Origin of the sequence: Chryseobacterium vietnamense, from assembly GCF_031454475.1 — a bacterium.
Lineage (GTDB): Bacteria > Bacteroidota > Bacteroidia > Flavobacteriales > Weeksellaceae > Chryseobacterium > Chryseobacterium vietnamense.
The window spans coordinates 991,779-1,017,182 of sequence record NZ_JAVDQX010000002.1 but is presented as its reverse complement, the minus strand read 5'-3'; the positions used below and the strand labels follow the sequence as shown (position 1 = coordinate 1,017,182).

18 protein-coding genes are annotated in these 25,404 nt (G+C 37.6%); 13 read left to right on the top strand and 5 right to left on the bottom strand.

Annotated features, from left to right (window positions below):
- Positions 1-10: 10 nt before the first annotated feature.
- Together J2786_RS13885 and gldJ are read right to left on the bottom strand one after the other, a co-directional pair.
- A complete protein-coding gene (locus J2786_RS13885) occupies positions 11-1,282 on the bottom strand; it encodes a UDP-N-acetylmuramoyl-tripeptide--D-alanyl-D-alanine ligase (protein WP_047433990.1) in 1,272 nt (423 codons plus the stop codon).
- 156 nt (positions 1,283-1,438) lie between these two features.
- Positions 1,439-3,040: a gliding motility lipoprotein GldJ gene (gldJ, locus tag J2786_RS13880; RefSeq protein ID WP_047433991.1), complete on the bottom strand. Its 1,602-nt coding sequence runs from the start codon at positions 3,038-3,040 to the stop codon at positions 1,439-1,441.
- Positions 3,041-3,204: 164 nt separating this feature from the next.
- Here gldJ and porU point away from each other — a divergent pair, with 164 nt between their 5' ends.
- From porU to J2786_RS13865, 3 genes are all read left to right on the top strand, one after another.
- Positions 3,205-7,107, top strand: a complete 3,903-nt coding sequence (gene porU, locus J2786_RS13875; protein ID WP_047433993.1) for a type IX secretion system sortase PorU — start codon at positions 3,205-3,207, stop codon at positions 7,105-7,107.
- Positions 7,108-7,167: 60 nt separating this feature from the next.
- A complete protein-coding gene (porV, locus tag J2786_RS13870) occupies positions 7,168-8,331 on the top strand; it encodes a type IX secretion system outer membrane channel protein PorV (protein ID WP_034699905.1) in 1,164 nt (387 codons plus the stop codon).
- A 353-nt stretch (positions 8,332-8,684) separates the two neighbouring features.
- Positions 8,685-10,949: an FUSC family protein gene (locus tag J2786_RS13865; RefSeq protein ID WP_047433994.1), complete on the top strand. Its 2,265-nt coding sequence runs from the start codon at positions 8,685-8,687 to the stop codon at positions 10,947-10,949.
- Here the strand turns inward: J2786_RS13865 and J2786_RS13860 are convergent.
- Together J2786_RS13860 and J2786_RS13855 are read right to left on the bottom strand one after the other, a co-directional pair.
- Complete coding sequence (locus J2786_RS13860; protein ID WP_047433996.1) at positions 10,930-11,544, bottom strand: 4'-phosphopantetheinyl transferase family protein; 615 nt, start codon at positions 11,542-11,544, stop codon at positions 10,930-10,932. The genes J2786_RS13865 and J2786_RS13860 overlap by 20 nt on opposite strands.
- Positions 11,545-11,719: 175 nt before the next feature.
- Complete coding sequence (locus J2786_RS13855) at positions 11,720-12,238, bottom strand: pyridoxamine 5'-phosphate oxidase family protein (protein WP_047433997.1); 519 nt, start codon at positions 12,236-12,238, stop codon at positions 11,720-11,722.
- Positions 12,239-12,405: 167 nt separating this feature from the next.
- Here J2786_RS13855 and ahcY point away from each other — a divergent pair, with 167 nt between their 5' ends.
- From ahcY to J2786_RS13820, 7 genes are all read left to right on the top strand, one after another.
- Positions 12,406-13,719 carry an adenosylhomocysteinase gene (gene ahcY / locus J2786_RS13850; protein ID WP_047433999.1) on the top strand — a complete coding sequence of 438 codons (1,314 nt, stop codon included), beginning with the start codon at positions 12,406-12,408 and terminating at the stop codon, positions 13,717-13,719.
- A gap of 103 nt (positions 13,720-13,822) precedes the next feature.
- Positions 13,823-14,620: a hypothetical protein gene (locus J2786_RS13845; RefSeq protein WP_156121557.1), complete on the top strand. Its 798-nt coding sequence runs from the start codon at positions 13,823-13,825 to the stop codon at positions 14,618-14,620.
- 120 nt (positions 14,621-14,740) lie between these two features.
- A complete protein-coding gene (locus J2786_RS13840; protein ID WP_047434002.1) occupies positions 14,741-15,538 on the top strand; it encodes a hypothetical protein in 798 nt (265 codons plus the stop codon).
- Positions 15,539-15,795: 257 nt separating this feature from the next.
- Positions 15,796-16,188, top strand: a complete 393-nt coding sequence (gene yiaA, locus J2786_RS13835; protein WP_047434004.1) for an inner membrane protein YiaA — start codon at positions 15,796-15,798, stop codon at positions 16,186-16,188.
- A gap of 139 nt (positions 16,189-16,327) precedes the next feature.
- Positions 16,328-17,650, top strand: coding sequence for a BspA family leucine-rich repeat surface protein (locus J2786_RS13830; RefSeq protein ID WP_052187112.1), 1,323 nt, complete (start codon positions 16,328-16,330; stop codon positions 17,648-17,650).
- 23 nt (positions 17,651-17,673) lie between these two features.
- Positions 17,674-19,233 (top strand): BspA family leucine-rich repeat surface protein, encoded by a 1,560-nt coding sequence (locus J2786_RS13825; protein ID WP_052187113.1) that lies wholly within the window; start codon positions 17,674-17,676, stop codon positions 19,231-19,233.
- Positions 19,234-19,247: 14 nt separating this feature from the next.
- Positions 19,248-20,807 (top strand): BspA family leucine-rich repeat surface protein, encoded by a 1,560-nt coding sequence (locus tag J2786_RS13820; RefSeq protein ID WP_047434005.1) that lies wholly within the window; start codon positions 19,248-19,250, stop codon positions 20,805-20,807.
- A gap of 53 nt (positions 20,808-20,860) precedes the next feature.
- On the opposite strand, the gene purE is transcribed toward J2786_RS13820, so the two are convergent.
- Positions 20,861-21,364, bottom strand: a complete 504-nt coding sequence (gene purE, locus J2786_RS13815) for a 5-(carboxyamino)imidazole ribonucleotide mutase (RefSeq protein ID WP_034699885.1) — start codon at positions 21,362-21,364, stop codon at positions 20,861-20,863.
- A 256-nt stretch (positions 21,365-21,620) separates the two neighbouring features.
- On the opposite strand from purE, the gene J2786_RS13810 reads away from it, so the two are divergent.
- From J2786_RS13810 to J2786_RS13800, 3 genes are all read left to right on the top strand, one after another.
- Entirely contained in the window at positions 21,621-22,529 is a 909-nt protein-coding gene (locus J2786_RS13810) for a DMT family transporter (RefSeq protein WP_047434009.1), read from the top strand.
- Positions 22,530-22,662: 133 nt separating this feature from the next.
- The gene (locus tag J2786_RS13805) at positions 22,663-23,229 is read left to right on the top strand and encodes a hypothetical protein (protein ID WP_047434010.1); all 567 of its coding nucleotides are present in this window, start codon (positions 22,663-22,665) and stop codon (positions 23,227-23,229) included.
- A gap of 6 nt (positions 23,230-23,235) precedes the next feature.
- A complete protein-coding gene (locus J2786_RS13800) occupies positions 23,236-25,359 on the top strand; it encodes a cation:proton antiporter (protein WP_047434012.1) in 2,124 nt (707 codons plus the stop codon).
- The last annotated feature ends 45 nt before the right edge of the window (positions 25,360-25,404 follow it).

Below are 25,404 nucleotides of genomic sequence, written 5' to 3'. Positions count from 1 at the left end.
CTTGCTTACCCTAAATAAAGTCGATCACTTTCTCCAGTGCAATTCCTCTGGATCCTTTCAACAATATGTTTTCGGACTGAATTTTATTCTGTTTTAAATATTCTATTAATTCTGCTGTATTTTCAAAAGCAAGGTCTGAAGAATTAACCGCTTTAAAATGTTTTCCAACAGTAATAATTTCATTAAAATGAAGATCCTGAGCCAGTTTTAGGATATTTTGATGCTCTTTTTCACTTTCATCACCCAATTCCAGCATATCTCCTATAATAATAGTTTTACGGCCTTCAAAGCTGATAAAGTTATTCAAAGAAGCAGTCATAGAACTTGGGTTGGCATTATAAGTATCCAGAACCAAAGTCCTGCCCTCTTTTTTCACCACCTGAGATCTCATATTCGTTGGGGTGTAGAGTTCCAACGCATGCTTTATTTTTTCAAAGCTGATTCCGAAATGAAGTCCCAGACTTGCAGCAGCACAAAGGTTAGTAAAATTGTATTCTCCTGTCAGTTTTGAAACCGCTTTTACTCCATGATAAGTCAAACCTACAAAATGCTCTTCTGAAAAAGATTCAAAATAATAATTGGAAGTTTCCGCTCCAAAAGTAATTTTAGGGGAATAGTTTTCAGTTTTCTCTACCTGTATAGGATCATTTTCATTAACAACAATAGTTCTGTTATTGTTTCTAAGATAATCATAGAGCTCAGATTTTCCTTTTATTACGCCTTCGAAACCTCCGAAGCCTTCCAGGTGAGCTTTTCCAAAATTGGTAATATATCCGAAATCAGGTTGTGATAGAGTACACAGGAATTCAATTTCTTTCTGATGATTGGCTCCCATTTCAATCACGGCCATTTCATGTTCGGGTTTAATGGAAAGAATAGTCAACGGAACTCCAATATGGTTATTGAGATTTCCAGCTGTATACTGAACATTAAATTTTTCGGAAAGAACTGCGTGAATCAACTCTTTGGTAGTTGTCTTTCCGTTACTTCCCGTAAGTCCTATAAAAGGAATGGTAAGTTTGCTTCTGTGATAGATTGCCAATTGCTGTAAAAATTCCAGCGTAGAGGGAACATAGAAAATGTTTTTATCTCTGTTTTCAAATTCCGGAAGCTCAACAATCACTGCCAAAGCTCCGTCATCAATGGCTTTTTCCGCCAGGGTAGCTGCATTGAAATTATCACCGGAAAAGGCAAAGAAAATATCATTCTCTGCTATTTTTCTGCTGTCAATAGTCACTTTTGCTGCCTGCAGAAATAAAAGATAAAACTGTTCTATATTCATGTGGAAATATATATATAATTTTTTTAGAAGTCATATGTAATCGCTAAATCTATATGGGTATTTTTAGATTTTTCAGCCTACGCGATTTCATGCTTCAAAAATAAAAAAACCTTCCGAAAGTTCGGAAGGTTTTTTATAAGTATTTTTTGATAAATATTATCTTCTAGTTCTACTCTTATCGCTAGCTCTGGCATCCTGTGCAACACGGAACCCAACCCAGCCATAAGCTCTGTTTTGATTTTTATATCTTCTTTGTCCCGGATCCAGCCAGTATGCTGTATCCTGCCAAGAACCACCTTTTACAACTCTAACCTCGTTAGAAATTCCGGAAGTTCTGTCTTTACTATCTTTCTGTAGTTTCACTCTACCAGTTGCATCTACAACAAAGCTTTTCTTAGGAGCGTTGTACATATCGAATCCGGCAGCAGAATCAGAAGCTCTGTAATATTCTAAAGAAGACTGTCTGTCACCATCTCTGTAGTTTCTGTAATCAGCGATAGTTTGTCTTTCAAATTGTCCAGGAAGTCCTTTGTAAACTAATCTTCCGTCAGCTAATGTATCATACTTGATAGTACCTTCGTCGATCATTTTATAAGTTCCGTCACCGTTTCTTACGATTGCCTGAGGCATGTTTCCTCTGTAATAGTTGAAATCGTTGTAATCTTCATCAATGATTGGTCTGTAAACATCAGCCGTCCATTCAGAAACGTTTCCGTACATACCATAGATTCCTAAATCGTTAGATGGATATTGTCTTACGTCAGAAGTTTGAGCTGATCCGTCGTTTTTCCATCCTGCAATACCAGAATAGTCACCTTTACCCATTTTGAAATTTTCAAGGAACATTCCTCTCTGTTTTCCTTTAGTCCCTCTTAATCTTTCGATTTCAGGCTTTTTACCCAGATATTGGTTATATTCTCTGTTTTTAGCCATACCAAGAGCAGCATATTCCCATTCTACTTCAGTAGGAAGTCTGAACTTCTGTACCATTGCAGAATTTGGAGCTCTGTTAGCTGCAAGCAATCTCTGGTTGGTAGTTTTCATACCAGTTTTTTGCTGCATTCTTTTCTCATTGATGTATCCTTGCATTTCAGGATCATTCGATTTGAATTTATCCATGTTGAATGCAGTCCCTCCCTGGTTGTTGGATTCGTTGATATACAAATCCTTGGCAATAATACCAGCCTGCATCAAAGCTTTTTCATTCGCTCTGTCTGACAGCCATTCACAGTATCTGTTTGCCTGAGTCCAGGAAACTCCTACTACCGGATAGTAATCAAACTCCGGAGAACGCAGATAAGTTTCATTATAATCGTTTCTTGCTAATTTGTTGTCCCATAATAAGGTATCCGGTAAAGCACCGTTATAGATCTCCTTAAAACTCGGGTCACTTGGTGGGAATACATACTTCAACCATGTAAGGTATTCGCGGTATTCGTAGTTAGTAATTTCAGTTTCTCCGATAAAGAATGAACTTACCTGCATTCTGCGAGGTGTGTTATTCCAATCGTGCATAACATCATCTTTCACTAATCCCATTGTAAAAGTTCCACCTTCTACATATACCATCCCAGGCCAACCCTTCTGCTTCTGTTGCTTTCCTGCAAAAAACCAACCCTGTTTTTCGTTTGGTTTCCAACCTGTTTTGCTGACAAATTTTTTGGTACCGCCACCTTTGCTGGTTCCTGATCCGCCACAGCTGGTTAATGCAAGTGTAGAACTTAATGCTATTAATGAAAACAACTTTAGTTTTTTCATAGTCGATATAAATATTTTCAAAGTACAAAGAAAAAATAAATTATTCAATAAATCAAGTAAACATTTGATTTTTTTGAAAAACGTTAACAAATTAATTTTATTGTATCACAATTTAATTCTAAAATTTTCATTTATTTTGTAATTTAGCAATTTCAATAGTAAACATGAAACGAAAAATTACGATTTTATCTTTAATCGCTTTTGCATCAACACTTTACGCTCAAAGAAACACCATAGAATGGAATGGTTCTAAAATTCAGGATTTTGGTGACACAAAATTAAATCTTCCCAATTTTAAAAATGAAGGTTTTTCTTACAGCCAAAATAATGTTTTTATAGTAAGCAAGCAAAAAATCGGAGAAAAGCAATTAAAAATCTCAGACCTTGTTTGGGAAAGCGTTTCTAACCAGGATTTGTTTGAGCTGGATAAAGGCAGACTTCCGGATTATGATGTAGCTGATGTTTCCTATTATACTTTGGATGGAGAAAGCTATGCCAGCGTTAGTATTGCTTTATTTAAAAATGTAAAAGGCCGTGTTCAGAGATTATCTTCGTTTAATGTTTCAGAAGCCTCTTCTTTTATCAATACAACAGGAACTGTTAATAAAATAGGGACCACCGGAAATCCTTTGTCAAGTGGAAATTTTTATAAGATAAAGGTAGACAAGTCCGGAGTATTCAAAATCACCTCCCAGTTTCTAAGAGATAACGGAATCAATCCGAGTTCTGTAAATCCAAAAAACTTCAGAATCTACGGAAACGGAGGAGTAATGCTTCCTGAATATAATCAGGATCCGAGATATGGGGCTTTACAGGAAAATTCCATTCAGGTAGTAGGTGAAGATGATGGCGTATGGAATGATAATGACTATGCTCTTTTCTATGCACAAGGTCCGGACGGATATAACCTTTATGACACAGGCAATGGAAACGGTTTTAAAAGACATGATACCCGATTCAGTGAAAGAAGTAATAATGTGAAAAACATCTATGAAGATTTCTCATATTATTATATCAATTTTGACAAAGGAGCGGGAAAAAGAGTTCCCACTGTAGACGGAAACCTTCCTGCCCAGCTGATTACAAGATATGACAGTTACCAGGTGATCAATAAGGATCAGAAAAACCTGTTAAAAGTGGGAAGAACTTGGGTAGAGGACACTCCTTTCTCCAATGAAAAGACCATAACATTGACTACCAATTCTCCTATACAGGCGAATGATGTAATACGATACAGAACTCAGGTGGTAGCGTATAACTCCCAGCAGAATACGATGGATTTTAAAATCAATAATTTAAATCCACACCCACAGCAGGTAATTCCTACAGATACCTCTTCCTATCAGTATACTTTCTATCCGGTAACATATACCGGGACATTAACCAATCTTACAGGAAATCAGTTTAATCTGGTTTATAACCCTGATATTTCCAAAAATCCGAATGGAACATTCTATTTTGACTATCTGGAAGTTCAGTATAAAGAAAATCTTGCTTTCAATGGTTCACAAATGAACTTCAGAGATTATTCCATTGTAAGTGGAAGCAATACAGACTATGGTTTCAGTATCAGTAATGCTGCTAATATAGAACAGGTATGGGATGTAACGGATATTACAAACGCTAACAGAAGAGTGAATAAAGCAGGAGGCGGCTCTTTCAACTTTGCGTACACGGCTGCTGATCAGAATTTCAATAATGAATTTGTAGCTTTCCGTGCTGACGCTGCCTTTAGTCCACAGTTTGTAGGAAGAATTTCCAACCAGAATCTTTCTGCAATACAAAATGTAGATTATCTTATCCTTACCGTCCCTGAAATGATGGGCCAGGCACAAAGAATCGCTAACTATCATCAGACCACGCATAACTACAAAGTAGAAATTGTTGACATTAACAAAATCTATGAGGAATATGGCAGCGGAAGTAAAGATCTTACCGCAATCAGAGATTTTGTAAGCAAACTCAATACTCCTCTGGGCAGACTTCAGTATGTCTTTATTCTCGGGGATACTTCATACGATTATAAAAACAGGGTTCCGAATAATTCAAACGTTGTTTCCAGCTATCAGAGCGAACAGTCTTCAGATTATGTATCCTCTTTTGTTACGGATGATTATATTGTAATGACAAAGCCGCAGACAACATTATTAATTGAAAACAATTTACCGGACCTGCCTGTGGGTAGAATTCCTGCAGCCAATGTAAGTGAAGCCGGAGATATGATTAATAAAACACTGGCTTATTATAATTCTCTTCAGGGTCAATCTTCTCCTTTTGGAGACTGGCGTATGCGGCTTGATTTTGTAGTGGATGATAATGATGAAGGAGGCGGACCTTTCCATAATGTAATGAACAACTCGCTGGCAAGTATATTTGAACAGCCAGGTCAGCAGGAACTTAAAGAGTATAATGTAAAAAAATTATACATGGATGCCTTTACCGCTCAGAGTACATCCGGAGGGCGAAGATATCCGCAGGTAAACCAGGCCATTTCCAATGCGATAGGAAATAGTTTGTATCTATTCTATTTCGGACATGGAGGAATTAATGGTTGGGCACAGGAAAGAGTGCTTACCAGTACAGAGGTTCAGAATGCCAACAACTTCTCTAATGTATACAGCAGATTCCCGTTTGTATCAACCATCACTTGTGAATTCACATTATGGGACGAACCTGCAACCAACTCTGTAGGGGAACAGTTTATTAAAATGAAGCAAGGAGGCGTTTCTACCATGATTACTTCCAGCCGTGCTATCGGGGTAGATTATGGACGTGATTTTACCAATACATTAACTCAGAATATTTTTAAGCTAACCAATGACGATTTTAACTCATTAGGAAATGCCCAATTAATTGCCAAAAAACAAAAAGGGCCCAACAGCAACCATTTAAAAGTAAACTTCCTGGGTGATCCGGCTATGAAATTAAGCAGACCCCAAAGGCTTCTTGTCATTGATAATATTGAAACTCCGGTTCCAGGGCTGATCAGAGGTTTGGATTTTGTAAAAATTAAAGGACACATTAATAATCCGAACGGAACACTTAACAATACCTTCAACGGAAAAGTCAGCATCAATATTTTTGATAAGAGATTAAACAAGAAAACACTTAATAACAGTGGAATTCTGACTCCGGTTTTGGATTATACTGAAGAAGGAAGTGCTATTGTAAAATCTGCAGGAATTGCTGTAAACGGAGTATTCACTGCTGAATTCTATGTTCCTAAAGATATTAATTATGCTGTAGGACAGGGAAGAATACTGGCCTATGCTGATAACAAATCAACGGATGTTTTTAACAACCAGGCTGTACAGGTGGGTGATATCAATCCTAATGGAATCAATGATAATCAACCTCCAAAAGTAAAACTGTATATGAATAACACCAACTTTGCAGATGGTGGAATTACCAACCAGAATCCTATGCTTCTCGCCTGTCTAACCGATGATACAGGAATCAACTCAACAGGATCCGGTGTAGGGCATGATATTACCGTATATCTTGACGGGCAGATTATCAATACTGTTGTTTTAAATGATTTTTATGCTCCGGGAGAAGGTAACGGATGCTTAAATCCAAGCCTTGCCGAATACCAGAAAGGGAATGTAACCTACCCATTCAGAAATCTGTCAATCGGGCAACACCAATTAACATTTAAAGTTTGGGACATAAACAATAATTCTACAACTGCTACGTTAAATTTTGAAGTTAAAGATGAATCTGACCAACACCTGACGATCAACCGTCCGCTGAACTGGCCAAATCCATTTACCAATAAAACTTATATTCAGTTTGAACATAATTGTGATGATATTCTGGATGTGAACGTGCAAATTTATACAATAACCGGAAGATTGGTAAGAACTTTATCGCAGCCGGTGGTTGCAGAACCGTTCCTACAGGGCTTCAGAACCCCTCGTCAGGCAATAGAATGGGACGGAAGAGATGATTTTGGTTCTACAGTAGCAAAAGGTACGTATATTTTTAAGATATTTGCAAAAAGTCAAAATCAAGAAAAATGCAAAGGAAGTGCTACAGCTGTAGAAAAAATGGTACTTTTGAAATAATAAAATAGAACAATAGATAATAATATTAATAAAAAACTGATAATATATAAAAGACAACATATGAATTTAACTACTAAACTGCTATTAGGATTTGGTTTGAGTGCTGGTTTTTTAGGCTATTCGCAAGATTTAGGTAAAGTAAACCCAGTTCTTACCGGAGCTCCTTTCTTAAGAATTGCACCTGATGCGAGATCGGGAGGTATGGGAGATCAGGGGGTGGTAACCTCTCCGGATGCATTTTCACAATTCTGGAATGCGGCTAAATACCCTTTCAGCAGGACAAGTTCTTCCGTAGGTCTTAACTATACGCCTTACATGGGAAAACTTACCAATGATGTATTCTTATTATATGCTTCGTTCCATAAGTTTTTGGGGCAGGAAGAAAGATCTACAATTTCTGCGAGTATCTATTATTTCAATATGGGACAGGTAGACCTGACTCAATTGGTAGGTACAGAAATCGCTTCCATGGGTACATCAAAACCAAACGAATTCTCCATTGACGTTGCCTACGCTTTGAAACTTTCTGATTCATTCTCCGGAGCTGTTACCGGTAGATTTATCCGTTCAGACTTAGCCGGAGGATTCAATACAGATACTACACTTAAAGCGGCCAACAGTTTTGCAGTAGACGTTTCAGGATACTATACCTCTCCAAGATTCTCCAGTATTGGTGGATATGATGGTAAAGTGAATGCAGGTTTAGCAATTCAGAACTTAGGTCCGAAACTGGATTATACAGGAAATGAAGAATCAAGATCCTATCTTCCTACTATGGCAAGATTAGGGGTTGGATATGACATGTACCTGGATGATATGAACAGAGTTGGAATTTCTGTGGAAGGTTCAAAACTTTTGGTTCCAGGATCTGAGTATGCAGGAATAGACCCGAATACAAGACAGCCTATTTATCAGATCCCTAATGTAGGACCAATGGCTGGTATCGGAAAATCTTTCAAAAATAAAAACAGTATCATGTACAGTGGTGCTTTAGAATATTCATATGACAATGCATTTTCTGTAAGAGGAGGTTACTTCCATGAAAGTGAAGAGCAGGGAGCAAGACAGTTTGCAACTGCGGGTGTTGGGTTAAGATACCGTTCTTTCGGACTTGATCTTTCTTACCTGATCAACATGTCTAAGATCAACAGTGCTTTGGATAACACACTTCGTTTCGGTCTTACCTGGAACATTGGAGAAGAAACATCTAATAACGATCGTTAAAAAAAGCAACAGCTCTATAAAAAAAGCCTCATACATTGTATTGAGGCTTTTTTATGTCAATTGTCAATCGTCAATCCGCTACGCTTGTCAATTTATTTTCACACTAGACCATTCACTATTCACTTTGCGAAGCAAAAATTCACTATTGATTTTTAAGGTAAGAATTCGTGGAACAAGATTTGTTAGCTGTTGTGTTAAAAATTGACTAATACGAGCTGCGAATCATTGGTATGTTTCTTCTGTCAATTCTTTTTTAACAGCACTATAGCACAATTAAAAAAAATATAACATTAAGTTGAGAAAAGTCTTTTTTTTATGGCTATTTTGTTAAATTCAATAGCTATTTTTGTAATATGAACTATTCGGCGGAGCTAAAAAAATTTGTAACCAGTCAGTATGTATATTCTGCCATCAGAATTACATTAGCTACTGTTCTACCTTGTTTAGTCCTTGCCCACTTCGGGATTTTGAAAGAATACTTCCTTTTCCCACTGGGAACCAGCTTTGTAGCGCTTACAGACCAACCCGGTCCTTTTATCCGAAGAAGAAATGCCCTTACTTTCGCGATCTGTTGTTTTGTCTTTGTAGCCCTCATCGCCAGCCTTGTAATGAACATCAAAGTCCTGGTCATTCTGGAGGTCATTATCTTCGGAATGTTTTTCTCCCTGATCGGCGTTTATGGTCAGAGATTAGCTGCGGTAGGCTCATTATCCCTTGTGGTACTCGCCATCTTTATTGACGGACATCTTACAGGGAGCAATATCTTTAAAAGTTTACTGATTTTTGCTTCCGGCTGTATCTGGTTTTTACTTATATTCCTTATTGTAACTACCATTCGTCCCTATAAACTGGCAAGCCAGATGATTGGGGAAAATTATCTTCAACTGGCTGAGTTTTTAAAGATCAAAGCCAATTACTATCAGAAAAATCCTGATTTTAACAAGCTGACTACTCAGGTTATTGCCAAGCAGATTGAAATAAAAAACCTTCAGGAAGACACCAGGGAAACCGTTTTCAAAACCAGAACCATCGTCAATGAATCTACGACCACCAGTCGTCTATTGATGCTGATGTTCCTGAATTCCATGGACCTTCATGAAAAGCTGATGACTTCTGAAAGTGACTATCAGAAATTACAGCAAAGCTTTGAAGACAGTATGATTCTGGTGAATATCCATGATTATCTTAACCTTTTGGCAGAAGAGATCACCAATATCGGAATTGCCCTTCAAAGTGGTACCAGAGCAAAGCCGATGTTTAATCTGGAACAGGAGCTAAAAAGCTTAAATTATAATTATTTCGAACTCAGAAATAAACAGCTTTCACCGGACAACCTGGAAAATTTCATGATCCTGCGCCAGATCCTGATGCGTATCTATGAAATCACAAAAGAAATCAACGAGATCTATAAAGTATTTTCACAGGATATCAAACTGGCGAAAAGTTTATCCACAGGGTTAGACCTTAAGAAATTTATGCCTAATGAGCCTAAATTGAATGCCAAGGTTCTGAGGAATAATATTTCATTATCATCTTCCCATTTCCGTCATGCCATAAGAATTACAACAGCTTTATTGCTGGGATATGTTTTTTCTATGTTCGATTTTCTCGGCCTGGGGCACACGTATTGGATATTAATTACCATTACAGCAATCTTAAAACCAGCTTATTCCATCACTAAACAGAGAAACCTTCTCCGTCTGTATGGAACGATTGCCGGGGCAAGTATTGCTTATGCGATTCTGTATTTTGTACATATTAACGGCGTTTTATTTGCGATCCTTCTGATCAGCATGATCATGTGTTTCAGTTTTCTGAAAGGGAGGTATTTCTGGGCGGTATTATTCATGACGATCTATGTGTTCCTCAGCTTTAATTTTTTAAATCCGGGGAAAGTCAATATTATTTTTAAAGACAGAATTTTTGATACCGCTATTGCCGGAATTATTGCCTTTGCCGTATCCTATATAGTATTACCTGTATGGGAACATACCCAAAATCTGGATCTGATGAAGAAATCTGCTGCAGACAACCTTATCTATTTCCAGAGTGTGATTTCTAAATTCTTACAGGGAAATTTCGATCTTGAAGATTATAAGGTAAAACGAAAAAATGCCATTATTTCTTTGGCCAACCTCTCTGATAATTTCCAGAGAATGATTTCCGATCCTAAAAATCAGCAGAAAAAACTGGAAGTAGTTCATCAGTTTGTGGCAACGTCTCACCTGATTACTGCCTACACAGCTTCCCTATCCCAATATGCAAAAAGTAATGAACAGTATCCTGAAATAGATGCTGAAAGCTGGAGCAGAAAGATTGAGGCAGAAATGCAGCAGACCTCTACCCTTCTCAACGGAAATGATGTTAATGAAACATTGAAAATGGAAAGCCGCCTTGAGCCGGAAGATTCTTCCATTGAAGATATGCTCCTGAAAAGAAAAACAGAGATTGAGGAAAATGAAATTGTGGACCGAAGAGATCCTGATAAAATTTCCCATTTAACCGAGCTTAAAAATATCCACGATATCCTGGAGCTGATCTATGATGTCGCAAAAGAGCAGAGAAAAGTGATCGAAAAATATAAAAACGAAACTGAGCCTACTCCTCCACAATCGTAAAGCAGTAGTCGTCAAAAAACTCTACTCTCGCTTTGAATTCATCTGAAAACTGATCATCATATACACGGCAGCTTATTTTATGAAGATGTTTCAGCTCGAAAGGTTTTACTTCGTAATTCTTTTTTAAAGACCAGTATTTTGAGTGATGGATTTTGTACATACTTTCTTTTACACTCCATATAATAGTATAGAAAGTATCCGCTTTGTCTTCAGGAATAAATCCACGCTCATTTTCATAGGTAAATTTATCAATTACCCTTAAGATCTTAGGATTGAATTTTTCAACATCAATTCCTATTTTATTTTTAGATAGAGCGATGGCCGCAAAGGGAAAAGAATGCGTAATAGAAATTTCCGCATCGTTAGGAGAAAGAAAAGGTTCTCTTTCCTTATATAAAATTTTAGAATTCGGTTTCAATCCTTTCAGGAGTTTACGAACCATCAGCACCTCCAGTAATTTTTTAGGATGATAATCTTTTACCTTCTCCGCATTTTCCGGCTCGAGAAGCTGGTTGATATCAAGCTCTTCACTTTCATCATACTTCCAAACAAGGATTGTGGCATTATCATCTGAAAAATCTCTGTAGAGGGGCATTCTTTTTTTATTGGACAAAAGTACTAAAAAAAAGCTTGAAGATAGGAGCTGGAAGATGGAAGTTACTATTCGTGGTAAAAGAATTTTCAGACTTTACAAAAGAATTGTTTAGGAAAAAACAAACTCTTTGTCTCCTTAATCTTTACAAACCTTCAGCTCCCAGCTCCCAGCTTAATTATTTAGACTGATGATTCACATCATTTCTATGCTCTACAATTTCCAGATTGGCATCCACGAAATAAGCACTTCCGAATCCGTTTACATACGATCCTTTTACAGGCTGCAAAGCAATTAAAATAAAATCTCCCATTTCGGAAATGACATCTACAACTTTCCCATGATTTTCTTTAAGTTTCGCCACTACAGTATTCCATACTTCAGAATCTCTATCAATCTGAGAAGTGGTCGCTTCAATGGTAAGACGTTCGCGGGCATAGATCTGTTTAGTGGCAGATTCATCTTCAATAAACATAATGGATGTTTTTCTTCCGTCTGCAAGGTTTTTAGTATGTTTTGCCATAAAAGATACCAGAATATAGAATGTCTGCTCTACCTGAACAAAAGGAGCATAACTTGAATTGGGATTTCCTTCGGCATCTACAGTAGCGAGAATAATGCTTTTAGAAGAATTGATCAGTTCCTGTACTTTGGGAGCAACAGGTTTGATTTTCTTTTCCGTATGGGTTTGATTCATAATATATTTATTTATCAGCTAAAATTAATTATTTATATTAAGACTAAATAATATTAACTCATGTTTAATCTCATAAAACTGAACTTGATCTGTTGTTTTTATATCTTAATTATAAATCGTAATTTTGCCTTTCGTTATCAATTGAATTTAAAAACTATTCATTACATATGAGTACTACAACACAATACGTTCCTTATAAAGTTAAGGACATCTCCCTTGCAGAATGGGGTAGAAAAGAAATCACCCTTGCAGAAGCAGAAATGCCTGGTTTGATGGCTATCCGTGAAGAATACGGACCGTCTCAGCCGCTGAAAGGAGCAAGAATCGCAGGATGTCTTCACATGACCATCCAAACGGCTGTGCTTATCGAGACTCTTGTAGCTTTAGGAGCTGAAGTTACATGGTCATCTTGTAATATTTTCTCTACACAGGATCACGCTGCTGCTGCTATTGCTGCTGCAGGAATTCCGGTATATGCGTGGAAAGGATTAAATGAAGAGGAGTTTGACTGGTGTATTGAGCAGACTTTGTTCTTCGGTGAAGACAGAAAGCCATTAAACATGATCCTGGATGATGGTGGAGATTTAACAAACATGGTTTTTGATAAATACCCTGAGTTCACAAAAGATATCAAAGGTCTTTCTGAAGAAACCACTACAGGTGTTCACAGACTTTACGAAAGAATGAAGAACGGAACTTTAGTAATGCCTGCCATCAACGTAAATGATTCGGTTACCAAATCTAAATTCGACAACAAATACGGATGTAAAGAATCTGCTGTAGATGCAGTAAGAAGAGCTACAGACGTAATGTTAGCCGGAAAAAGAGTGGTTGTTTGCGGATACGGAGATGTAGGTAAAGGTACTGCTGCTTCTTTCAGAGGAGCTGGTTCTATCGTTACTGTTACAGAAATTGACCCAATCTGTGCGCTTCAGGCAGCTATGGACGGATATGAAGTAAAAAGATTGGATACTGTAGTAGACAATGCTGATATCATCATTACTACAACAGGTAACTTCAATATCGTAAGAGGAGAACATTTCCTTAAAATGAAAGATAAAGCGATCGTTTGTAACATCGGTCACTTCGATAATGAAATCGATATGGCCTGGTTAAACAAAAACTACGGTCAGACTAAATCTGAAGTGAAGCCTCAGGTAGATATTTATACTATCGAAGGAAAAGAAGTAATCATCCTTGCAGAAGGTAGATTGGTTAACTTAGGATGTGCTACAGGTCACCCAAGTTTTGTAATGTCTAACTCTTTCTCTAACCAGACGTTGGCTCAGATCGAGCTATGGAATAACTCTGCGGCTTACAAAAACGAAGTATATATGCTTCCTAAGCACTTAGATGAGAAAGTAGCTGCTTTACACCTTAAGAAATTAAGCGTAGAGCTTGAAACTCTTTCTCCTGAGCAGGCTGAATACATCGGAGTTGACGTAAAAGGGCCATTCAAGCCTGAATACTACAGATACTAAGATCTTAATAAAACATGATATGATCCCATTATTTCTAAGATAGTGGGATTTTTTTATGCAGTGTATGAAGCATTTCTTATTTTTGCCGATCAAAAAAAATAACATGAAAAAATTCTTATTTCTGGGACTCATGAGCTCTGCTCTATTCTTTAACAGCTGCAGCAGTAATGATGATAATGAAGGAAACAATACATCTTCTAAAGTATTATTGAGCAAAGTTACTATAGTTTATTATGACAATCCGGCACAGCCGCAGACCAGCATACAAACTCTGGAATACAATAATCAGGGTGAACTTATAAAAGCATCATCTGCTTCTGGAACTTCCAAGTTCGAATACAGTAACGGGAAACCTACTAAAACCACTTATTATAAGCCGGATGGTACGGTAGACTATTATTCAGCCTATACTTACAATGGAGATCTGCTTACAACAGTTAAGGCAATCTATACTACTAACCCGGATAACAACAGAACGATTAGTTATAATTACAATACCAACGGACAGGTAATTTCTTCATCTCTTTGCCAGTCACCTGCCTGTTCCAACCCCATCGTGGATACTTATACTTATGACGGAAATAATATTTCATCAGAAACTTCAGAAGGTGGAGGATCCAGCTACAGCACTAAAGTTGTTTACTCTTACGATGATAAACTGAACCCGTACTTCAATATCAACAAATACGTAAAAATTATGATGGGAGGAGCTTATGCTGTAAGCCAAAACAATTATCTTGTAGAAAAGATAAGCTTTAAAAGTAATGGAACCTGGACACAAAACCAAACCCGAACTTCCACCATTCAATACAACAGCGCAGGTTTTCCTACTCAGGTGATCTCAAAAGAAGCCAACGGAAACCTTTCCGCTCAATATAACTACGAATACATCACTCAATAAGACAAAGCTCTCCAATGTGGAGAGTTTTTTATGGACTCAATATTTTGTTGCCCATTCTTATGGCAGTTTTTACCAATAATTATTATATTTAGTCCTTTATTTAATAAAAACTTTTAATACATGAAAAACCAGTTATTTGTTGGGTTGATGAGCTCATTTTTATTCCTCAGCTGCAGCAGCAATAATGACGAAAATAATGAACCCAATCCTTCGGATCCTCAAATATTATTAAGTAAAGTCACTACAGTTTCTTATACAAGTCCCTCCGGCCCACAAACCAGTATTACAAAATTTGATTATAACAGTCAGAAACAGTTACTTAAAATTACATCAGAAAACACAACGTCCGTTCTGGAATATGACAGTGCCGGAAAACCTTCAAAAATTACTTACCAGAAACCAGATGGCTCCGTAGCTTATTATAAAACCTTTACTTATAATGGTGATCAGCTTACGACGGTTAAAACAATATATTCCGATACCCACTATAACACGGCAATGACTTATACCAATGGTAAAGTTACTGCTACTTCTACTTGTGAGTCCTCCAATTGCCCAATCCCGTCTACCATGTCCTATACTTATAGTGGTGAAAATGTTGCGGAAGAAATCTCAGTTAATGATGGTATTGGTGGTCCTCATATCAATAAAAGAGAATTTTCATATGATAACAAAATAAATCCCTATTCTTTGCTGGGCAAATATTTCAGAGCGATTACAGGAGAAGCACAGTTTTTAAGTCAGAATAATTATACCACATTAAAAATAAGCGGCAAAGACGACGCTGGAAACTGGAATCAAATTTTAAATTTCAACTATCAGATAGAATATAATAATAATCAATTGCCAACTCAGGTCATGGTAAAAGTGGATAATAATGATTATGCAAAATATACTTACGAATACATCACTCAATAAGACAAAGCTCTCCATTTTGGGGAGTTTTTTTATGAGCTGATTCCCGCTATCCGCTCATACTCCTCACGCCAGCCCAATCATTCAATAGGAACGGGCTTTAGCCCGTTTATATAAAATAAAAATAACATCCATCGGCTTTAGCCGAAACATAAACCTACCTCATTCTTCTATTCAGTATTTTTCCCATATTTTCCCCTTACAGGAGCTGTATTTATAAAAAATGAATATCTTAGCCCTCTTAAATAAAACATTAAACTATGAAAAAACAAAGAGTATCGAATGCATTCGTCGCTGCGTCGTGGGTAGCATTGGGAGCGGGAATGATTGGCTTTATAGTTGGTCTTGCAAGGGCAGAAATGCTGCTGAATGAGAAGGGATATTATTTCACCATTCTTCTCTATGGTTTATTCGCGGTGGTTTCTTTACAGAAAGCTGTACGTGATAAATTAGAAAACATTCAGGTAACCGATATTTATTATGGGATCTGCTGGTTTGCAACATTGTCATCTATTGTACTACTGGCCATCGGACTTTGGAATGCCACCATCCTTCCCAGCGAAAAAGGTTTTTATGCCTTTGCTTTTTTACTTGCGCTCTTCGGAGCCATCGCAGTTCAGAAAAACACCCGTGATAACATGCTACAGGAATAAAGAAAACTCTCCAAAACGGAGAGTTTTTTATTTATATAAATACATTAAAATTCATAAAATACTATAAATTCAACATTTAAGTTAAAAATATATTAAGTTTTTTGTTATTTTAGCAGTGCTTATTTCACAAACTAATGACATGTACAAAAAACTAATAACTTCTGCCCTGTTTATAGCAGTATTTCAGCTTTCAAAAGCACAAAATGAGTTCATTACAATCTGGAAAACACAGAATGCACAACTCATTAAATTTCCCGGCAGAGGAACCAACTTCAAAGTATATTGGGAAGAAGTTGGATATCCTCAGCATAACGGCACTATGAGCAATGTAACTTCCACTACCGAATTTATTATCAACTTAGGTGTACCTTCTAACCCTGTGCCGTCTCAGGCCAGCTACAGAATTAAAATCAGTGACGGAAACGGAAGTTTTGATCAGGTAAGATTCTTTGATAATACATTAACTCCTACTTACAATGCCTCAGACCGCTCAAAAATCACTCAGATTACCCAATGGGGGAATATAAAATGGAAAAGCTTTGACAATGCTTTTGTGTATTGTGATAATATGGATGTAACAGCCACAGATGTACCAGACCTCAGCATGGTCACCAGTATGCGCCAGATGTTTTATTTGTGTACTTCACTCATCGGCAATCCTTCTTTCGACACGTGGAACACCTCCACCATCACAGATATGTATTATATGTTTGGTGACAATTATCTCTTCAACCAGCCACTGGGAAACTGGGATACTTCAAATGTTACAGATATGTCATATATGTTTGACTATACCGGATTCAACCAATCTTTAAGCAAATGGAACACTGCTAAGGTTACCACTATGGAACATATGTTTCATGATTCTGAAAATTTTAACCAGGATCTTCAAAACTGGAATACAGCCAATGTCACTAATATGAACGAAATGTTCCGTGAGACCGCTTTTAATCAAAATATCGGAAGATGGAATCTAAGTTCATTAACCACAGCAACCGGAATGTTTCTCAATTCTGCAATGAGCTGTGTGAATTATGATAAAACGCTTTTTGGATGGAGTCAGAGCTCGTCAACACCTAATAATATTGATTTATCAAGTGCTTCGCCATTAATCTATTCTCATGCTGATGCTGTAACTGCCAGAAATTATTTAATGAATAATAAAGGCTGGACTATATCGGGAGACGTTTACAACGGACTCTGCAACCAGACACTGTCAACCTCTGAGCGAAATTTCAATAGCAAAGCATCTGTTTATCCTAATCCGGCAAAAGATCATATTTATCTGAAAAATATTACAAATGCAGTAAGTTATATCATCACCGATATGAATGGAAGAACTGTTGCAAGGGACAACCTTAAAGATGAAAAGATTAATGTCAGACTTTTAACTCCGGGAAATTATATTCTGCAAATTTCGACAAAGAATGCAACTCATTCACTCCCATTCATCAAACAATAAACTACTATCATAAAACGATAACCATGATTTTAAAAAAAATTCCAACACTCATTTTTCTTTTACTGATATTCCTGGTAAAGGCGCAAAATGAATTTATTACCATCTGGAAGCCGGCATCCACTGTATTACCGGCAGTCAATGTAGACGCTCCCTATCAGGCAACCACACAGCAAATTTGGTTTCCCGGGATTGGCGATAATTATGATATTTACTGGGAAGAAGTGGGCTATCCGCAACACAATGGCTCCCTTCTCGATGTAACTTCTACAAAACAGGTTCTTATCGACTTCGGAACGTCGATCGCAGAAAAAAATGATGCCAAATACAGGGTAAAAGTTACAAATGGTAACGGAATTTTCAGACAGATAAAATTTGGAACCCCTCAATTATTTCCCGGTCCTGAGCAAATCATCCCTATCTGGCAGGTCAATGGAAGTTCAGATAAAATACTGGAAATAGAACAATGGGGTAATATTTCGTGGACTACCATGGAGAGTGCCTTCAGTCTGTGCAGGCTTATGCAGCTTACGGCAACAGATACTCCCAATCTTAATAATGTAGAAGATGCATCTTTCATGTTTTATGGCACCACCAGCTTTATGGGAGCCAGCTCTATGCAAAACTGGGATACTTCGAAAATTAAGAATTTCAGTTTTATGCTGTCTCTTTTATTTGATGTGAATCCATCTTCTTCAGTAATAGAACAGTTCAACTCACCTTATCTGGATAGCTGGAATATGTCTTCTGCTACCAACCTCAGCTATATGTTGGGTAACAGAACTGTTTTTAACCAGACTCTTAATAGCTGGGACGTTTCAAAGGTGACAGATATGAGCTGGATGTTTGGGCAGTGTTTAAGCTTTAATCAACGACTTGACAACTGGGATACTTCAAGCCTGGAGGATATGCATTTTATGTTTCATATGATTCCTGTTTTCAACCAGCCGTTAAACTGGAATACTTCCAAAGTGACCAATATGGCCCATGTCTTTCATGGCTGTACAACCTTTAATCAGTCTTTAGACAATTGGGATATGACAAAGGTGACCAGAATAGATCAAATGCTTAATATTGCCTCAGGTTTTAATCAGTCCTTAGGAAACTGGAACTTAGTTTCTCTTACCAATGGTAATGGTGCTTTAACACTGTCTGGTCTTAATTGTGAAAATTACAGTAAAACATTGATGGGATGGGCCAACAACCCCAATACAGCCAACAATGTCTCATTAGGTTCTGTACAAGGGCTAAAATATGCTTCCAACGCTTCAGACAAAAGGGATATTCTCATCAATAAAGGCTGGTTAATAATAGGTGATGCTCCCGGAAGCTGCTTATTATCTTCATCGGATGTAAAGCTGAATAAAAAACTTTCGCTATATCCTAACCCTACAGTTGATGATATTCACGTTGAAGGATTAAGTGATATAAAGAGCTATAAAATTTATGATGCCAGCGGAAGACTGGTAAAGGAAGGGAATCCCAATAATGATATCATCAATGTAAGCTCCCTGCCTAAAGGAAATTATATGATACAACTGATCATGAAAGAAAACACCTTCTCTTCAAAATTCATTAAGAAATAACTATAATCCTTAATATGGTACTGAAAAAATTTTTGGCTGGCTTTTTTATCCTGCTGGTATTCATAGCGAAAGCTCAGAATGAATTTATCACGATCTGGAAGCCGGCATCTACGATAACACAGCCAATCACTGTAAGTGCTCCCTATCAGGCAAGTTCTCAACAAATATGGTTTCCGGGAATTGGTGAGAACTATGATATTTATTGGGAAGAAGTAGACTATCCCCAGCACAACGGTTCTCTTACCAATATAACTTCTACAAAACAGGTTCTTATTGATTTTGGGATATCCATCGCAGATAAGGATGCTGCAAAATACAGAGTAAAAGTGAGTAACGGAAATGGGGTTTTTCAACAGATAAAATTTGGAGATGTACAGGAAGTTCAGCTTCCGGATCAGATTTTCCCGATCTGGCAGGTCAACGGAAGCGCTGATAAAATATTGGAAATAGAACAATGGGGAAACATTGCCTGGACATCGATGAACAATGCCTTCAGCCAATGTAAACTCGTTCAGATCACTGCTACAGACATTCCCGACCTAAGTAATGTTGAAGATGCTTCTTATATGTTTTATGGTACAAAAAGCTTTACAGGCACAAGCTCCATGCAAAACTGGGATACTTCCAAGATTAAGCATTTCAGATTTATGTTTGCTCTTATCTTTGACACCATCATCAGCTCAGTTTCTGATCAGTTCAATCCCCCTTACTTTAATAGCTGGGACATGTCCTCTGCAACTGATCTCAGTTTTATGTTTGCAGGAAGAGGAATCTTTAACCAGACATTAAACAACTGGGACGTTTCGAGCGTAACGGATATGAAGTGGATGTTTGCTCTTTGCCCAAACTATAATCAGCCCATGGATAACTGGGATACTTCAAGCCTCGAAGACATCCGTTTTATGTTCCATTTTGATTCCGGTTTCAATCAATCTTTAAACCATTGGAACACTTCTAAAATTACCAATATGGCCCATGCTATTCATGGCTGCACAGCCTTTAATCATTCCCTGGAAAATTGGGACATGACCAAGGTTACGAGAATAGACCAGATTCTTAAGGAAACTCCGAATTTCAATCAATCCCTTGCAAGCTGGAATCTTGCCAGCGTTAATAACGGAGCTCAGGCTTTGATGCAGACAGGAATGGATTGTGAAAACTTCAGTAAAACACTTGCAGGATGGGCAGATAATCCCGACACTGCCAATAATGTTGATTTAGATATTGTAACACCTTTGACGTATGCTTCCAATGCAGCAGATAAAAGGAATATTCTCATCAGCAAGGGATGGACGATGTCGGGTGATACGGTAGGAAACTGTTTACTGTCCTCATCAGAAGTTAAGCTGAATAAAAAACTTTCGCTATATCCCAATCCCGCTGTGGATGATATTCATATTGAAGGACTAAGTGACATTAAAAATTACAGAATTTTTGATGCAAGCGGAAGACTTGTACTGGAAGGAAATCCCAACAGGGATATGATTAATGTAGGATCTTTACCAAAAGGGAATTACATTTTGCAGCTGATTCTTAAAGAAAAAACAATCTCTTCAAAATTCATTAAAAAATAAAATAAAAGCCTCGCTGAAAAGTGAGGCTTTTATTTTTGAGTTTAAAAACTCAACTATTTATCAAAATGATTAGGATGCTGTGCTTTGATATCATCCACAGTTCCTAAAACTTTATCTTTTAAAGAATCCTGGTATTTCTGAAGTTTTGCAGCGACTTCTTCATTACCGCTTCCTAAAATTTTTGCGGCTAAAATCCCTGCATTCAAAGCACCGTTCAAGGCTACGGTAGCCACCGGAATTCCACCAGGCATTTGAAGAATAGACAATACAGAATCCCACCCGTCTATGGAATTACTGGACAAAATCGGAACTCCGATTACCGGAAGTGTAGTACAGCTTGCTACCATCCCCGGAAGGTGGGCCGCTCCTCCGGCTCCTGCTACAATTACCTTAAGGCCTCTTTCCTGAGCAGTCTTTGCATAATCGAACATTCTTTCCGGTGTTCTGTGTGCTGAAACTACTGTTAATTCATAAGGGATATCAAGGCTTTTCAGAAAATTTGCAGCCTGTTCCATGATCGGCAGGTCACTCTGACTGCCCATAATAATTCCTACCATCTTCAATTTTATTAGATGTTCAAAGATAAAAAATAAAAATGTAAAGAGGAAAGACTACAAAAAATCCGGGAAACGATTTATGATTATAATTCCTAAAATAATTTAATCTTTCAATAGATCTTCCATTTAAAATGTAAAGAATTAATAAAGTTATTTTTGGCTCAGATTTTTCATCTGTACTCCTATAAATTACAGTATCTGTATCCATAAAAATCGCTGGAAAAATAGATATATTTGCTGTTACACCACATTAAAATTGAAAGATTATAAACTTACACTGGCTGTATGTACCGTTGCAATTGTCTGGGGTACTACGTTTTTATCAATAAGGGTTGCGGTAGAAACTATTCCTGCCTGGTTTGTCGCAGGAATACGTCAATTCCTTGCAGCGATTATCATGTTCCTTATTCTTACCTACAGAAAAGAATTCAAATGGATAGGCTGGAGAAGTTTGAAGTATCAGTTGATCTTCTCTTTATTAATGCTTGTGATTGCGAACGGAATGACTACAGTAGCGGAAGAGGAAGTTACCAGCAGCCTTACTTCACTGATAAGTGCCTGCTCCCCTATCCTGGTATTTTTCGGAAGTATGGCTCTTGGTTTGCAGAAATTCAGCTGGCGGGCTTTTACAGGCGTAGTTTTGTGTTTCAGCGGCATCCTTTTTATCTTCTGGGATGGTATTAATGATCTGAAAAACCCGGATTATGCACTGGGAATATTATTCTTATTCATTGCCATTGCAGGATGGGCTTCAGGAACTATTTTTACCAAAAAACTCAATATTCAAAGCGGGAATATCTCACTTAACCTGTTTTACCAGTTTGCTTTTGCAGGAATTATCCAGATAATTTTTGCCTTCCTTTTTTCAGAAGACTACAACTTCGGAAACTGGAGCCTGAAAAGTATTTCTGCGATGCTTTATTTATCGTGCTTCGGCTCTGTAGCTGCATTTTTTGCTTTTCATTATGCATTGACCAAGGTTTCGCCGGTTCAGGTATCCATCCTGGCTTATATCAATACGGTAATCTCCATTTTTTTAAGCTGGCTGATTCTGGATGAAAAAATTTCTGCCAAATTCATCATTGCAGCAGTACTTATTATTGTAGGGGTTTTTGTTATCAATTACAATCCTGCCATGTTTAAAAAGCAGAGAATCGAGTCGTAAATCAGGAAATAATCTCAATCCCTCTATTACGCTGTTTTTTAATTTATTAAACAGAATTAACGTCAATTCCGTTGCATAAGGGTTTCATATTTCCTTCATTTTTTCATATATTGTATACTCCAACCGATACAATATGCTGAAAAACACATTTTTTTTATTACTGGCTGCCTCCTTTCTATTGGTAAGCTGTGATTACAAAGAGAAGGAAAAGAACCTGACAGACAGGGAAAAACAATTATTAGAAAAAGAAAAAGTATTCGCAAAAAAAGAATCTGAATATCAGTCTCTGCTGAAAATGAGAGACAGTATTTTTGCGAAAAAAGATTCTGTGGTAATCGCTGCTGCATGGCCTGCGGAAATTTCCGGCCCATGGAACGGTAAGGTGATCTGTACAGAATCCAACTGCAGCGAATATGCTGTAGGCGACCAGCGTACTGACATCTGGGAATTTGATAACGATTCTACCCAGCCTATTACCAAAATCATCAACAATAATAATCTGGTAAGGCTTTATACGGGTAAGTTTGAAAACAATGAGATCAGACTGTCTTTCAAAACCGATTCTACAGCTAAAAAGAATGTAGAAATGAACGTTCTTCTTAATGATATTTCGGACAACAAGATCAAAGGTACACGCACCATCACATCGGATGGCTGTACCGCCAAGTTCTCTGTTGAATTAGTACGTTCCACAAAATAAACACTTATGATTTTACTGAGTATACACAACCTGAGCCTTCCTATAGAAGATCCGGTACTGAAGTTCCTGTTGGTACTGGTCATCATTCTGGCAGCCCCATTGCTGCTAAATAAAATTAAAGTCCCCCACCTTTTGGGGCTTATCATCGCCGGAGCAATTATTGGTCCGAACGGATTCAATGTATTATCCAGAGACAGCAGTATTGTGGTCACCGGAACTACCGGACTGCTTTACATTATGTTTCTGGCGGGTCTTGAAATTGACATGGGAGATTTTAAAAAGAACAAGTGGAAAAGCCTCACCTTTGGTATTTATACCTTTACGGTTCCTTTTATACTGGGATATCTGGGAGGATATTATCTCTTACATTTCTCCATGCTGACCTCCATTCTGTTTGCCAGTCTTTTTTCGTCTCATACCCTTATTGCATATCCGCTTGTGAGCAAGTTGGGAATTGCGAAAAATAAGGCGGTTAATATTACCGTTGGAGGAACAATGATCACAGATATTCTTGCCTTATTGGTACTTGCTGTGATTGTAGGAATGTCTCAGGGAGACGTAGGAACCGAATTTTGGGTCAAATTATCGGTTTCTTTTGTGGTATTTGCCCTCATTGTACTTATTGTATTCCCGATTATCGGACGTTGGTTTTTCAAAAGAGTGGATGATAAAATCTCACAGTATATTTTTGTCCTGGTCATGATTTATCTGGCTGCTATGCTGGCTGAACTGGCTGGTGTAGAAGCTATCATCGGAGCATTCTTTGCCGGATTGGCCTTAAACAGACTCATCCCTCACACTTCTTCTTTAATGAACAGGGTTGAGTTTGTAGGAAATGCTATATTCATCCCTTTTTTCCTGATTAGTGTAGGAATGTTGATTGATTTCAAAGTTTTCTTTAAAAGCTGGGAAACCCTGGAAGTTGCCGGAATTATGCTGGTAGCCTCCATCGGAGGAAAATATCTCTCTGCGGTTGCGACTCAGAAAACATTCAGACTAACAAAAGAGGAAGGAAAGCTAATTTTCGGATTAAGTTCTGCCTCGGCAGCAGCAACACTGGCTTCTGTAATGGTAGGATACAACATCATCCTTTCTGAAACCGAAACCGGAGAGCCTGTAAGATTATTAAACGAACACGTACTGAACGGAAGTATTCTTCTGATCCTGATTTCATGTACCATCTCCTCTTTCATTTCTATGGCGAGCGCCCAGAAAATTGCGGAAAGTGACAATGAAGATACAGTTTCAGGAAATACGCATGAAGAAGAAAATATTCTCTTAGCCATCAACCACGAAGCCACTGTGGAGAGAATGGTGAATCTGGGAATTCTGATCAAGGCACATTCCAATACGGAAGATCTTTTTGCTTTGAATGTCATCAACGAAGACAAAAATGAATCTTCGGTAAAGAATGCGGAGAAACTTCTCCATCAGGCAGCAGATGCAGCCGCAGCGGCAGATGTTAAATTGCAGGCTTTAAAAAGATATGACAATGATGTTATCAACGGAGTCAATAATGTGATTAAAGAACAGAAAATCACAGATCTCATTATTGGACTTGAAGATGAAAAAGGGTTCTCCCCTTCTTTTGTATATAATCTTTACAACGGTTATCTGCAGAATGATGATGTGAATGTACTGGTTTACCATGCGGCACAACCACTTTCCACTATTAAGAAATATGCTGTGATGATTCCCGAAAATGCCCATCAGGAAGCCGGATTCTTCCATGCATTGCTGAGAGTATGGAATATTGCCAGAAACTCCGGCGCCACAGTAGTTTTTTATGCTCCTGAAAATATTATTGATATTCTTCAGAAAATCATTAAAAAAGCCAATATAGAAGCAGAATTTATTATCATGAGCACATGGCAGGACGGAGAAAGAACCGCTGCCCAGCTGAAGGATGATGAAGCCTTGATTATTCTGATGGCCAAGCGCGGCATGAAATCTTATATTCCAAGAATGAGACTGATTCCGGAGCTTTTAAACAGAAACCTGAAAGATAATAATTACCTTCTTATTTTCCCTTTCTCAGAATATGACAAAAACAGTCCGGAAATACGTTCTGTAGGAAATCACGGGGATTTTGTAGAGATTGGAAATGTGATTCAGAAGATATTTAAATAAAAGAAGTTTAGATAGGTTAGAAGCTGGAAGAGGGATGCTGGAAGT